A 14,158-nucleotide genomic window follows, 5' to 3' on the forward strand; every position below is an offset into this window, starting at 1 on the left:
ATAGCTCAGTCGGCAGAGCGTCTCCATGGTAAGGAGAAGGTCAACGGTTCGATTCCGTTTGGGGGCTCAGCGATAAAGGCCCCACCCGTTTCGGGTGGGGCCTTTCGCATGTCCGCAGGTCCGGCCCGCCCGGCGGGGCGGACCGGACGACCTCAGTCTTGCTGAAGCCCCGGAACCCGCATCGCCAGGATGGCCATGTCGTCGGAGGGGGCGTCGGAGGCGAACCGCTCCACCGCGCGCAGCACGCGCGCCGCGACCGCGCCGGCCGTAAGCCCGGTGCAGGTCGTCAGGACATCCGCGAGGCCGTCGTCGCCGAGCATGCGGATGCCCTCGCGGCGTTCGGTGACGCCGTCCGTGACGCAGAGGAGGACGTCGCCGGGGTCCAGGGTGACCGTCTCCTCGTACAGCTCCAGGTCCTCGATGACGCCGAGGAGGGGCTGAGGTTCGGCCGCCGCGGTCACCGTGCCGTCCTGGCGCAGGCGCAGGGGGAGCGGGTGGCCGGCGCAGACCACCTTCAGTTCGGCGCCGCCGTCCTCCTGGGGGCGCAGCTCGCCGTAGAGCAGGGTGAGGAAGCGGCTGCGGTCGCCCTCGTCGAGGATCGCGGAGTTCAGGCGCTCCAGGACCGCCGGGCCGCTGAGACCCTCGCGGGCCAGCAGGCGCAGGGCATGCCGGGCGAGGCCGGTGACGGCGGCCGCGTTGGGGCCGGTGCCGCAGACGTCGCCGATGGCGAAGCCGTACGCGCCGTCGCCGATGGGGAAGAGGTCGTAGAAGTCGCCGCCGACCTCGTTGCCCTCGCCCGCCGCGCGGTAGATGACGTCGACCTCGACGCCGTCGATGGGCGGGAGGCCGGGGGGCAGGAGGCTGCGCTGGAGGGACTGGCTGATGGCCGTGCGCTCCGAGTACAGGCGGGCGTTGTCCAGGGCCAGGGCGGCCCGGCGGGACAGGTCCTCGGCCAGTTCCAGGATTTCCTGGCGGAAGTGTTCGTCGGTGGGCTTGCCGAGGGTCAGCATGCCGATGACGCGGTTGCGGGCCACCAGGGGCAGCACGACGGTCTCGCCGCCGACCGCCGAGGCCGTCGCCAGAGTCGGGCCGATGCTGGAGGCGAGCTGCTGGGTGGGGCCGCCGGAGAGGCCCAGGCTGCGCATGGAGCTGCGCAGGGCGGCCTGGTGGGCGACCTCGCCGGGCAGCGGCCAGACGCGCGCGCCGGGGGTCAGTACCGCGTCGGGCGGCGGGATCTTCGACAGCAAGGACTTGATGCCGTCGATGAACTCCTCGTCCTCGTGCAGGACGTACGAGAGATACGGGTCGGCGGACTGCTCGCTGATCGTGTAGACCGCGCACCAGGTGGCCAGGGTCGGCACGGTCATCTGGGCCATCAGGGCGAGGGTCTGGTCGCGGTCCAGGGTGCCGGCGAGCAGGTCGGACGCCTCGACCAGGAAGCTGAGCGAGCCCCGGCGCAGCCGCTCCAGCTCGCCGAGGCGGGCGGACTCCACGGCCAGCGCGATGCGGTCGGCGGCGAACTGGAGGCGCAGTGCCTCCTCGTTGGAGTACCGGCCCGGTGCCTCGGCCGCGACGCCGAGGGAGCCGGTGAGGCGGCCCTCGACCTTGAGCGGCACGGTGACCACCGAGCGCATGCCGGTGCCCGCCAGGAGCGGCACCGCGGCGCTGGGGATGGCGTTCAGGTCGTCGTGGACGGCGGGCATGCGCGCGGAGCCGTAGCGGCCGGGGCCGGCTTCGACGGGGACGCGGGCGAAGCGCTGGCGGGTGGAGGGCAGGCCGGTGGAGGCGCGGACCTCGAGCTCGGTCTCGTCGTCGGTGGCGAGCAGCAGGAAGGCGGAGTCGCCGTCGAGCATGTCGCGGGCGCGCTCGACGGTGCGCTGAAGGAGTCCGTCCAGGTCGTCGGGGGCGGGGGAGCCGATGAAGACCTCGAAGGGGTCCGCGTTGGGGCCGTCGGAGCCGCTCTGGTCGCCGGTGGGCACGCGGGAGGGGGTCTGGAGCACGGCGCGCTCGTCGTCGCGGACCAGGAGGCAGACGGTGGAGGGCTCGCCGCCAGTGTCCCGGACGCGCAGGTGGGAGGCGTAGACGGGGGAGACGCGGCCGTCGGCGCCCCGGACGCCGTAGCTGCCCTCCCATCGGGAGAGCAGGAGGGCCTCGGCGATGCCGGTGCCGGTACCGGGGGTGTGCGGCCAGGCGGCGAGGTCGGTGAGGGGCTTGCCGACGACCTCGTTCGCCGGGTAGCCGAAGAGTTCCTCGGCGTCCTCGTTCCAGGCGCTGATGCACCCCTTGCGGTCGATCTGGAGGACGGCCACGCGGACCCGGCTGTCGGCCAGCGGGAGCAGCTCGGGCGGGAGGGCCGGTCCGGCGGCGCGGGTGCCGACGTGGCGTTCGGGCAGGTCGAGCTGGAACCAGACGTTCTTGTTCGTGGGGGTGTACTCGACGCCCCAGCGGGTGGCGAGCGCGGCGCACAGTTGCAGGCCGCGGCCGCCCTCGCGGTCGGGGCTGCCCATGACGGCGTGCGCGCTCTGGAGCGGGACCTCGCGCTCGGGGTAGCGGTCGGAGACCTCGATGCGTACGCCGTGGTCGGTGCGCAGGCACAGGACCTCGGCCTCGGTGCCCGCGTGGACCACGGCGTTGGTGACCAGTTCACTGGTGAGCACCACGGCGTCGTCGACGATGTCCGCGAACCCCCAGCCCTGGAGGGTGTCGCGGACGAAGGCGCGGGCGGTCGCGACCGAACGCCCGACGGGCTCGAAGCTGGCGGCCGCGCGGGCGGTGATCACGGAACTCCTTGCTCTGTCGTCGACATGCGTGGCCGGCGGGCCGGCCGGTCCGGACCGCTGCTGCGGGGTCCGCTCGTCCTTCGGCCGTGGCTCCGGGGAAGGTCCCCCCGAGATCAGTCCGGTGGTCATCCTCTGCGGCCGCCCCTCCGATGCCCGTGTCCTACTCGTGCCGCCGCCCAGGCCGGTCGGGCCGGTGCGGCTGGACAGCCGGATGCAAGGTTACTTACCTTCGCCGTCGCAGTGGATGCCGGTCGCCGGTGATTACCCCCCACGGTGTGCGAACCGTGTGCGAAGCTGCCGAACTGTTATGGCCTGGTTCGGCAGGGGTGAAACACTGGGCAGGATTTTGATGAAGGTCGGTTCGGGCTGCGTGCGTTCCGTGCACGAAGGGCAGCAGCCCCAGGACGCGGCCGGGCAGGGCAGTGGCGGTCTACCCCTCCGGGAGGGACACAGTGGAGTCTGGCGCAGCGACGCGGGGCAATAAGACGCGCGCGAAGGGCCGGCCGTCCCCGCGCCGGAGCGGTGGCGTCACCGAGGTGGACACGGCTGCCCTGCACCGGTTGCTCGCCGCGCTGGAATCCATGCGCGACGGGAACTTCCGCAAGCGGCTCACGGTGTCCGGCGACGGTGTGATGTCGGAGATCGCGGCGGTCTTCAACGAGGTGGCCGACCGCAATCTGCATCTGACCGGTGAGCTGGCGCGGGTGCGGCGCACGGTCGGCCGGGAGGGCAAGCTCACCGAGCGGCTGGAGACGGGCGCCTGCGAGGGCTCCTGGGCGGCCGCGGTGGAGAACTCCAACGCGCTGGTCGACGACCTGGTGTGGCCGGTGTCCGAGGTCAGCCGGGTGCTGACGGCGGTCGCGGAGGGCGATCTGTCGCCGCGCATGGACCTGCGCACCGAGGCGCCCGACGGGACCGGGCATCCGCTGCGGGGCGAGTTCCTGAAGGTCGGCCGGACCGTCAACAACCTGGTCGACCAGCTCTCCACCTTCACCGACGAGGTCACGCGGGTGGCCATCGAGGTCGGCACCGACGGCAAGCTCGGCGGGCAGGCGAAGGTGCGGGGCATGTCGGGTTCCTGGAAGGACCTGACGGAGTCCGTCAACACGATGGCGAACCGGCTCACCGCGCAGGTGCGGGACATCGCGCTGGTGACCACGGCGGTCGCGGGCGGCGATCTGTCGCGGAAGGTCACCGTGCAGGTGGCGGGCGAGATGCTGGAGCTGAAGAACACCGTCAACACGATGGTGGAGCAGCTCTCCTCGTTCTCCTCCGAGGTGACGCGGGTGGCCCGCGAGGTGGGTACCGAGGGCATCCTGGGCGGTCAGGCGCAGGTGCCGGGCGTGGCCGGGGTGTGGAAGGAGCTGACCGATTCCGTCAACACGATGGCCGGCAACCTGACCCTTCAGGTGCGCGGGATCTCCCAGGTGACGACGGCCGTGGCCAACGGTGACCTGTCGCAGAAGGTGACCGTGCCCGCGCGGGGCGAGGTGGCGCAGCTCGCCGAGACGATCAACCAGATGACCGAGACGCTGCGGATCTTCGCGGACGAGGTCACGCGTGTGGCCAACGAGGTCGGTGCCGAGGGGCGGCTCGGCGGGCAGGCGAACGTGCCGGGTGCGGCGGGCACCTGGAAGGACCTGACGGACTCCGTGAACACGGTGTTCCGGAACCTCACGACCCAGGTGCGGGACATCGCCGCCGTGACGACGGCCGTGGCCAGCGGTGACCTGTCGCAGAAGGTCACCGTCGACGTGGCGGGCGAGATGCTGGAGCTGAAGAACACCGTCAACGGGATGGTGGACCAGCTCTCGGCGTTCGGTGCCGAGGTGACGCGGGTCGCGCGGGAGATCGGTGTCGAGGGTGAGCTGGGCGGCCAGGCGCAGGTGTCGGGCGCGGCCGGTACCTGGAAGGACCTGACGGACTCGGTCAACACCGCGTTCCGGAACCTCACCGGTCAGGTGCGCAACATCGCCCAGGTGACGACGGCGGTGGCCAACGGCGACCTCTCGCAGAAGGTCACCGTGGACGTCTCCGGTGAGATGCTCCAGCTCAAGAACACCGTGAACACCATGGTGGACCAGCTCTCCAGCTTCGCCGACCAGGTGACGCGGATGGCCCGTGACGTGGGCACCGAGGGCCGCCTCGGCGGTCAGGCACGGGTGGACGGGGTGTCGGGCACCTGGAAGGAGCTGACGGACTCCGTCAACTTCATGGCCGGGAACCTCACCTCCCAGGTGCGCAACATCGCCCAGGTGACGACGGCGGTGGCCAACGGCGACCTCTCGCAGAAGATCGACGTGGACGCGCGCGGCGAGATCCTGGAGCTGAAGAACACCATCAACACGATGGTGGACCAGCTCTCCGCCTTCGCCGACCAGGTGACCCGGGTGGCCCGTGACGTGGGCACCGAGGGCCGGCTCGGCGGCCAGGCGCAGGTGCCGGGCGTGGCCGGGGTCTGGCGGGACCTCACCGACTCGGTGAACGGCATGGCGGGGAACCTCACCGCCCAGGTCCGCAACATCGCCCAGGTCGCCACCGCTGTGGCACGCGGTGACCTCTCCCAGAAGATCACCGTGGACGCGCGCGGGGAGATCCTGGAGCTGAAGAACACGCTGAACACGATGGTGGACCAGCTCTCGTCGTTCGCGCAGGAGGTCACCAGGGTCGCCCGTGAGGTGGGCACGGAGGGCATGCTCGGCGGGCAGGCCGAGGTGCAGGGTGTCTCCGGCACCTGGAAGGACCTCACGCAGTCCGTGAACTTCATGGCCAACAACCTGACGATCCAGGTGCGCAACATCGCCGAGGTCACGACGGCCGTGGCCAAGGGCGACCTGTCGAAGAAGATCACCGTCGACGCCAAGGGCGAGATCCTCGAACTGGTCACCACGGTCAACACGATGGTCGACCAGCTCTCCAGCTTCGCCGAGCAGGTGACGCGGGTGGCCCGTGAGGTGGGCACCGAGGGCATCCTGGGCGGGCAGGCGCACGTACCGGGTGTCACGGGCATCTGGAAGGACCTGAGCAACAACGTCAACCTGATGGCCAACAACCTGACCATGCAGGTGCGGAACATCTCCCAGGTGGCGTCCGCGGTGGCCAACGGCGACCTGACGCGCCAGGTCACCATCGAGGCGCGCGGTGAGGTGGCGCAGCTCGCCGACACCATCAACACCATGGTGAAGACGCTGAGTTCGTTCGCCGACCAGGTCACCAAGGTGGCCCGTGAGGTGGGTACGGACGGCATCCTGGGCGGCCAGGCGCATGTGCCCGGTGTGGCGGGCACCTGGAAGGACCTCACCGAGTCGGTGAACGGGATGGCGTCCAACCTGACCGGCCAGGTGCGCAACATCGCCATGGTCACGACGGCGATCGCCAAGGGCGACCTGACCAAGAAGATCGACATCGACGCGCGGGGCGAGATCCTGGAGCTGAAGACGACGATCAACACGATGGTCGACCAGCTCTCCAGCTTCGCCGAGGAGGTCACCCGCGTCGCCCGCGAGGTGGGCACCGAGGGCCAGCTCGGCGGCCAGGCCCGCGTGCTCGACGTGGACGGCACCTGGCGGGACCTGACCGAGTCGGTGAACGAGATGGCCGGGAACCTGACCCGGCAGGTGCGCGCCATCGCCAAGGTGGCGACCGCGGTGACCCGCGGCGACCTGAACCTGAAGATCGACGTGGACGCGTCCGGGGAGATCCAGGAACTCCAGGACTACATCAACAAGATGATCGCCAACCTGCGCGACACCACGATCGCCAACAAGGAGCAGGACTGGCTCAAGGGCAACCTCGCCCGGATCTCGGCGCTGATGCAGGGACGCCGGGACCTGGAGGACGTCGCCTCGCTGATCATGAGCGAGCTGACCCCGGTGGTCTCCGCGCAGCACGGCGCGTTCTTCCTGACCATGCCGCTGCTGGACGGCCAGGATCTCGCCGGGGACGGCGAGGAGGAGTACGAGCTGCGCATGCTCGGCTCCTACGGCTGCTCCACGGGCGCGATGCCGACCTCGTTCCGGCCCGGTGAGGGGCTGATCGGGACGGCCGCGCAGGAGAAGCGGACGATCCTGGTCAGGGATGTGCCGAGCGGCTACCTGAAGATCTCCTCGGGGCTGGGGGAGGCCCCGCCGGCGCAGGTCATCGTGCTGCCGGTGGTGTTCGAGGGCAATGTGCTGGGAGTGATCGAGCTGGCGTCGTTCACGCCGTTCACGCACATCCAGCGGGACTTCCTCAACCAGATCGCGGAGATGATCGCCACCAGCGTCAACACGATCTCCGTCAACACCAAGACCGAGCAGTTGCTCAAGCAGTCCCAGTTGCTGACCGAGCAGCTCCGGGAGCGCTCGGCCGAGCTGGAGAACCGGCAGAAGGCGCTGCAGTCCTCCAACGCCGAACTGGAGGAGAAGGCCGAGCTGCTGGCCCGGCAGAACCGGGACATCGAGGTGAAGAACACCGAGATCGAGGAGGCCCGGCAGGTCCTGGAGGAACGCGCCGAGCAGCTCGCGGTGTCGATGCGCTACAAGAGCGAGTTCCTCGCCAACATGTCGCACGAGCTGCGTACGCCGCTCAACTCGCTGCTGATCCTGGCCAAGCTGCTCGCCGACAACGCGGAGAGCAACCTGTCCCCGAAGCAGGTCGAGTTCGCCGAGACCATCCACGGCGCCGGGTCCGACCTGCTCCAGCTCATCAACGACATCCTTGACCTGTCCAAGGTGGAGGCCGGCAAGATGGACGTCTCCCCGACGCGGATCGCGCTGGTCCAGCTCGTGGACTACGTGGAGGCGACCTTCCGCCCGCTGACCGCCGAGAAGGGCCTGGACCTTTCGGTGCGGGTCTCCCCGGAGCTGCCCGCGACCCTGCACACCGACGAACAGCGCCTCCTCCAGGTGCTGCGCAACCTGCTGTCCAACGCGGTGAAGTTCACCGACTCCGGCTCGGTGGAGCTGGTGATCCGGCCCGCCGCCACGGACGTGCCGCAGACCATCCGGGAGCAGTTGCTGGAGGCCGGGGCGCTGACCGATCCGGACGCCGATCTGATCGCGTTCTCGGTCACCGACACCGGTATCGGCATCGCGGCCAGCAAGATGCGGGTGATCTTCGAGGCGTTCAAGCAGGCCGACGGCACGACCAGCCGCAAGTACGGCGGCACCGGCCTCGGGCTGTCGATCTCGCGGGAGATCGCCCAGTTGCTCGGCGGTGAGATCCACGCGCAGAGCGAGCCGGGCCGCGGGTCCACGTTCACGCTGTACCTGCCGCTGCACCCGAGCGAACTCCCGCCGCAGGGCTACCAGCAGTCCGTGCCCCCGCTGGAGGCCGGAGAGCTGGTCGCCTCGGAGGCGCACCTGTCGGCGAAGCTGACGGACCCTGGGGCCGAGACGCCTGCCGAGGTGAAGTCGTACCGGGAGACGCAGAACGGGCCCGCCGCGCTCTTCCGGCGGCGGCGCCGGAGCCTGCCGGAGGCCGAGCCGCGGCCGGAGCAGCCGATCACCGTCGAGCAGCCGGAGGACACCGAGCGGCCGGTGCGGGCGGTGCGGGCGGTGCGGTTCGGCGGCGAGAAGGTGCTCATCGTCGACGACGACATCCGCAACGTCTTCGCGCTCACCAGCGTCCTGGAGCAGCAGGGCCTGTCGGTGCTGTACGCCGAGAACGGCCGCGAGGGCATCGAGGTCCTGGAGCAGCACGACGACGTGGCCGTGGTGCTGATGGACATCATGATGCCCGAGATGGACGGGTACGCGACCACGAACGCGATCCGCAGGATGCCGCAGTTCGCCGGGCTGCCGATCATCGCGCTGACCGCGAAGGCGATGAAGGGCGACCGGGAGAAGGCGCTCCAGTCGGGCGCCTCGGACTACGTCACCAAGCCGGTCGACCCCGATCACCTGCTGGGCGTCATGCGACAGTGGATGCGGCCGGAGTGACGGTAGGACAGGACCGGTCACGGGGGCGCGGTGCACAGCGCGGGCCAGGTGTGGGAACCTCGGATTCCGGGAACCTTCCAGGCTCTGCCCGCGTTTGAACTGTGTGCACCGTGACATCGCGGTGACAGGGTGTGGCGACGGGCGGGGTGCGGCTACGATGACCGGCACAAGGACGGGCGGCGAAAGGGAGTCGTCCCCTGGGGCGGCGCCCGGTGTACCGCCGGGGCGAGGAGGGCGGGCCATGGTGCAGAAGGCCAAGATCCTCCTGGTCGATGACCGGCCGGAGAATCTGCTGGCGCTGGAGGCCATCCTCTCTGCGCTCGATCAGACGCTGGTGCGGGCATCTTCCGGGGAGGAAGCGCTCAAAGCACTGCTCACGGACGATTTCGCGGTCATCCTGCTGGATGTCCAGATGCCGGGTATGGACGGCTTCGAGACGGCCGCGCACATCAAGCGGCGGGAGCGGACCCGGGACATCCCGATCATCTTCCTCACCGCGATCAACCACGGCCCGCACCACACCTTCCGGGGATACGCGGCGGGCGCGGTCGACTACATCTCCAAGCCGTTCGACCCGTGGGTGCTGCGCGCCAAGGTCTCGGTGTTCGTCGAGCTGTACATGAAGAACTGCCAGCTGAGGGAGCAGGCGGCGCTGCTGCGGCTCCAGTTGGAGGGCGGACAGAAGGACACGATCGACAGCAAGGAGCCCGCCGGGCTGCTCGCGGAGCTGTCCGCCCGGCTCGCGGCCGTCGAGGAGCAGGCCGAGGCGCTCTCCAAGCAGTTGGACGACGAGTCCGCCGACGCGGCTGCGGTGGCCACGGCCGCGCACCTGGAGCGCAAACTCACCGGTCTGCGCCGGGCGCTGGACGCCCTGGAGCCGGGCGCCGACGGCTCCGCCGTACTCCCTCCGCAGAGTTGACGCCCCGCCGGATCTCCGGCCTTCCATGAGCGGGCGTCAATTCGACGCCCCGCCACGGGCGACACGAACGGGTGAAGCAGTGGGCACACGTGTCCGCTGTCGTCTCCCCCGGTAACCTCGGTCCCATGGCCTCACGTCCCTCCGCAGCCAAGAAGCCGCCCGCCAAGAAGGCGGCCGCGCCCGCGAAGGCTCCGGCGAGGAAGGCGGTCGCCAAGAAGGCCCCGGCCAAGAAGGCGCCGGCCCGCCGGGCTCCGGTCCGCAAGGCACCGCCCAGGCCCGCGCCGAGCCCCACCGGCGGCCTGTACCGACTCGTCCGCGCCCTCTGGCTCGGCATGGCGCACGCGGTCGGCGCCGTCTTCCGGGGCGTAGGGCAGGGCGCGCGCAATCTCGACCCGGCCCACCGCAAGGACGGGATCGCGCTGCTGCTGTTCGCCGTCGCGCTGATCGTCGCCGCCGGCACCTGGGCCGACCTGAGCGGACCCGTCGGTGACCTGGTGGAGATCCTGGTCACCGGCTCCTTCGGCCGTCTCGACCTGCTGGTGCCGATACTGTTCGCGGTCATCGCCGTCCGGTTCATCCGGCACCCCGAGCAGCCGGAGGCCAACGGCCGGATCGTCATCGGCCTGTCCGCCCTCGTCATCGGCGTGCTCGGCCAGGTGCACATCGCCTGCGGCTCGCCCGCGCGGGACGACGGCATGCGGGCCATAAGGGACGCCGGCGGCCTCATCGGCTGGGCGGCCGCCACCCCGCTGACGTACACGATGAGCGAGGTGCTCGCCGTACCCCTGCTGGTGCTGCTCACCGTGTTCGGGCTGCTCGTGGTCACCGCCACCCCGGTCAACCACATTCCGCGCCGGCTGCGCGCCCTCGGCATCCGCCTCGGCGTGCTGCACGACTACGCGGCCGACCTGGACGACGTCGAAGGCTACGACGAGCAGTGGCGCGACGAACCGCCCGCCCGCCCCCGGACCCGCCGGGGCGGCCCGCAGGCGTACGACCCCGAGGCCGCCGAGGGCGAGGCGCTCACCCGGCGCCGCCGCCCCCGCAGGGCCGCGCAGTCCGAGCCGCGCGAGATGGACGCGATCGACGTGGCCTCGGCGGCCAACGCCGCGCTCGACGGCGCCGTGCAGCACGGCATGCCGCCGTCCCCGGTCGTCGCCGACCTCACCCAGGGCGTGAGTGTGGGGGACCGCGAGGAGACCACCCCGGTCCCGGTGCCCTCCGCGGCGCCGTCGTCCAAGCCCGTGCCGGGCAGGAAGAACACCGACTCCGGCGTCCTCGACCTCACCAAGGCGCCCCCCGAGGTGCCCCGCGAGATGCCCGCCCGCGCGGAGCAGCTCCAGCTCTCCGGGGACATCACCTACTCGCTGCCCTCGCTGGACCTGCTGACCCGGGGCGGCCCCGGCAAGGCGCGCAGCGCGGCCAACGACGCCATCGTGGACTCCCTGCGCACGGTGTTCTCCGAGTTCAAGGTGGACGCCGCCGTCACCGGCTTCACCCGGGGCCCGACGGTCACCCGTTACGAGGTCCAGCTCGGCCCGGCCGTGAAGGTCGAGCGGATCACGGCGCTCGCCAAGAACATCGCGTACGCCGTCGCCAGCCCGGACGTGCGGATCATCAGCCCGATCCCCGGCAAGTCGGCGGTCGGCATCGAGATCCCCAACACCGACCGGGAGATGGTCAACCTCGGTGACGTGCTGCGGCTCGCGCAGTCCGCCGAGGACGACGACCCGATGCTGGTGGCGTTCGGCAAGGACGTCGAGGGCGGCTATGTGATGCACTCGCTGGCCAAGATGCCGCACATGCTGGTCGCCGGTGCCACCGGCTCCGGCAAGTCGTCCTGCATCAACTGCCTGATCACCTCGATCATGATGCGGGCGACCCCCGAGGACGTCCGGATGATCCTGGTCGACCCCAAGCGCGTCGAGCTGACCGCCTACGAGGGCATCCCGCACCTGATCACGCCGATCATCACCAACCCCAAGCGGGCAGCCGAGGCCCTGCAGTGGGTGGTGCGCGAGATGGACCTGCGCTACGACGACCTCGCGGCCTACGGCTTCCGGCACATCGACGACTTCAACCGTGCCGTCCGCGAGGGCAAGGTCACCCCGCCCCCGGGCAGCGAGCGCGAGCTGCAGCCGTACCCGTACCTGCTGGTGATCGTGGACGAGCTGGCCGACCTGATGATGGTCGCCCCGCGTGACGTCGAGGACGCGATCGTCCGCATCACCCAGCTCGCCCGCGCCGCCGGCATCCACCTGGTGCTGGCCACCCAGCGGCCCTCGGTGGACGTGGTCACCGGTCTCATCAAGGCCAACGTGCCCTCCCGGCTGGCCTTCGCCACCTCTTCGCTGGCCGACTCCCGCGTCATCCTCGACCAGCCCGGCGCCGAGAAGCTGATCGGCAAGGGCGACGGGCTGTTCCTGCCCATGGGCGCCAGCAAGCCGACCCGTATGCAGGGCGCGTTCGTGACGGAGGAAGAGGTCGCGGTCGTCGTCCAGCACTGCAAGGACCAGATGGCGCCGGTCTTCCGGGACGACGTCACCGTGGGCACCAAGCAGAAGAAGGAGATCGACGAGGACATCGGTGACGACCTCGACCTGCTGTGCCAGGCGGCCGAGCTGGTGGTCTCCACACAGTTCGGGTCGACGTCCATGCTCCAGCGCAAGCTGCGGGTCGGCTTCGCCAAGGCGGGCCGGCTGATGGACCTCATGGAGTCCCGGAACATCGTCGGACCCAGCGAGGGTTCCAAGGCTCGTGACGTTCTCGTGAAGCCTGACGAACTGGACGGCGTGCTCGCCGTGATTCGCGGGGAGTCTGACGGTTAGGGCTTCGGGCCACCCGGCGTGTCGGGACTGCGCCGGGTGGCGGCACGACCGTGATCCACCCGTTAAACATCGGCGGGCAACCGTTTCCCTTTGCAGTACGTCAAGTTGAGCGAGAGCAGGGGTGCAGGTACCGGCCTGGGCCTCCCGCTCCCGTCCGCCGTCGGGCTGACCGCCCCTTCCGATGGCGTACAAGTTCGTTCGCCCGCTTGCCCCACCCTTTCGTACCCCGCCTAGACTGAACGCTCAGCACAGGTGGCTCACACGCTCGAAAGGCGCCCCCGTGTCCATCGGCAGCAACTCCCCCGAAGACGAGCCCCCGTTCACCGACGCCCCCAAGGCCGACGGTCCTTCCGTCGGCACCGCCCTGCGCCAGGCCCGCGTCGCGGCCGGGCTGAGCGCGGACGACGTCAGCAACGCCACCCGCATCCGCCTCGCCATGGTGCACGCCATCGAGGAGGACGACTTCTCCTCCTGCGGCGGCGACGTATACGCGCGCGGCCACATCCGCAACCTGGCCAAGGCGGTCCACCTCGACCCCGCCCCGCTCATCGCGCGGTTCGACGCCGAGCACGGCGGCCGGCCCGCGCCCACCCCGGCGGCCCCCCTGTTCGAGGCGGAACGCATCCGCCCCGAGCGCCGGGGTCCCAACTGGACCGCGGCCATGGTCGCGGCGATCGTCGTCGTCATCGGCTTCGTCGGCTTCACCGCCATCAAGTCGCAGACCGGCGGCGACACGGACACCCAGGCCGTCGAGGGCAACGCCTCGCCGTCCGCCACCAAGTCGGCCGCGCCCACCCCGAAGACGGGGCAGTCCGCCACGCCGAAGTCCGACCCGTCCGACAGCGCCATCGCGGCCGCCCCGCAGGACAAGGTGACCGTCCGGGTCACGGCGCCGGGCGGGCGGAGCTGGATCTCCGCGAAGGACCACAACGGGCGCATGCTGTTCGACGGGCTGCTCAACAAGGGCGAGTCCAAGACCTTCCAGGACAGCACCAAGATCAACCTGATTCTCGGTGACGCCGGGGCGATCGAGCTGTACGTCAACGGCAAGAAGATCGACGACGACTTCCGGCCCGGTGCCGTGGAGCGGCTCACGTACACCAAGGGCGACCCCGAGGTCGGGTGACGCCTTCCGGGCGCCCGGAGCGAGCGGACATCGACGGGGTTGGCCGACAACGGCCAACCCCGTCGACATGGGGTGCGGGACAGACAAAGTAGTCTTGAGCCCATGCCTGAACGCCGTACCGTCGCACTAGTCACTCTCGGCTGCGCCCGTAACGAGGTGGACTCGGAGGAGCTCGCAGGCCGTTTGGAGGCGGACGGCTGGCAGCTTGTCGAGGACGCCGCGGACGCCGATGTCGCCGTGGTCAACACCTGTGGGTTCGTCGAAGCCGCCAAGAAGGACTCGGTCGACGCCCTCCTGGAGGCCAACGACCTCAAGGACCACGGCAGAACCCAGGCCGTCGTGGCGGTGGGCTGCATGGCCGAGCGGTACGGCAAGGAACTGGCCCAGGCGCTGCCCGAGGCCGACGGCGTGCTCGGTTTCGACGACTACGCCGACATCTCCGACCGCCTCCAGACGATCCTGTCCGGCGGGGTCCACGCCGCCCACACCCCGCGCGACCGCCGCAAGCTGCTGCCGATCAGCCCGGCCGAGCGCCAGGAGTCCGCGGCCGCCGTCGCCCTGCCCGGCCACGGCCCGACCGACCT

Annotated in this window: 5 protein-coding genes and 1 pseudogene; 5 read left to right on the forward strand and 1 reads right to left on the reverse strand. The window is 70.5% G+C overall.

Annotation, left to right across the window (positions count from 1 at the left end; all coding sequences use genetic code 11):
- Positions 1–152: 152 nt before the first annotated feature.
- Entirely contained in the window at positions 153–2,909 is a 2,757-nt protein-coding gene (locus GT030_RS30160) for a SpoIIE family protein phosphatase (RefSeq protein ID WP_161203807.1), read from the reverse strand.
- 323 nt (positions 2,910–3,232) lie between these two features.
- Here GT030_RS30160 and GT030_RS30170 point away from each other — a divergent pair, with 323 nt between their 5' ends.
- The 5 genes and pseudogenes from GT030_RS30170 to GT030_RS30190 form a co-directional block, all read left to right on the forward strand.
- On the forward strand, positions 3,233–8,701 hold the full coding sequence (locus GT030_RS30170) for a HAMP domain-containing protein (RefSeq protein ID WP_346009775.1): 5,469 nt from the start codon (positions 3,233–3,235) through the stop codon (positions 8,699–8,701).
- 241 nt (positions 8,702–8,942) lie between these two features.
- The gene (locus GT030_RS30175) at positions 8,943–9,620 is read left to right on the forward strand and encodes a response regulator (protein ID WP_161203809.1); all 678 of its coding nucleotides are present in this window, start codon (positions 8,943–8,945) and stop codon (positions 9,618–9,620) included.
- A 125-nt stretch (positions 9,621–9,745) separates the two neighbouring features.
- Positions 9,746–12,448, forward strand: coding sequence for a DNA translocase FtsK (locus GT030_RS30180; protein ID WP_202460742.1), 2,703 nt, complete (start codon positions 9,746–9,748; stop codon positions 12,446–12,448).
- Positions 12,449–12,728: 280 nt separating this feature from the next.
- The gene (locus GT030_RS30185; RefSeq protein WP_161203811.1) at positions 12,729–13,574 is read left to right on the forward strand and encodes a helix-turn-helix domain-containing protein; all 846 of its coding nucleotides are present in this window, start codon (positions 12,729–12,731) and stop codon (positions 13,572–13,574) included.
- A gap of 102 nt (positions 13,575–13,676) precedes the next feature.
- Positions 13,677–14,158 (forward strand): annotated as a pseudogene (locus tag GT030_RS30190) (30S ribosomal protein S12 methylthiotransferase RimO); the annotation flags it as partial.

Origin of the sequence: Streptomyces sp. SID1328 (genome assembly GCF_009865595.1) — a bacterium.
In the GTDB taxonomy this organism is placed as follows: domain Bacteria; phylum Actinomycetota; class Actinomycetes; order Streptomycetales; family Streptomycetaceae; genus Streptomyces; species Streptomyces griseoluteus.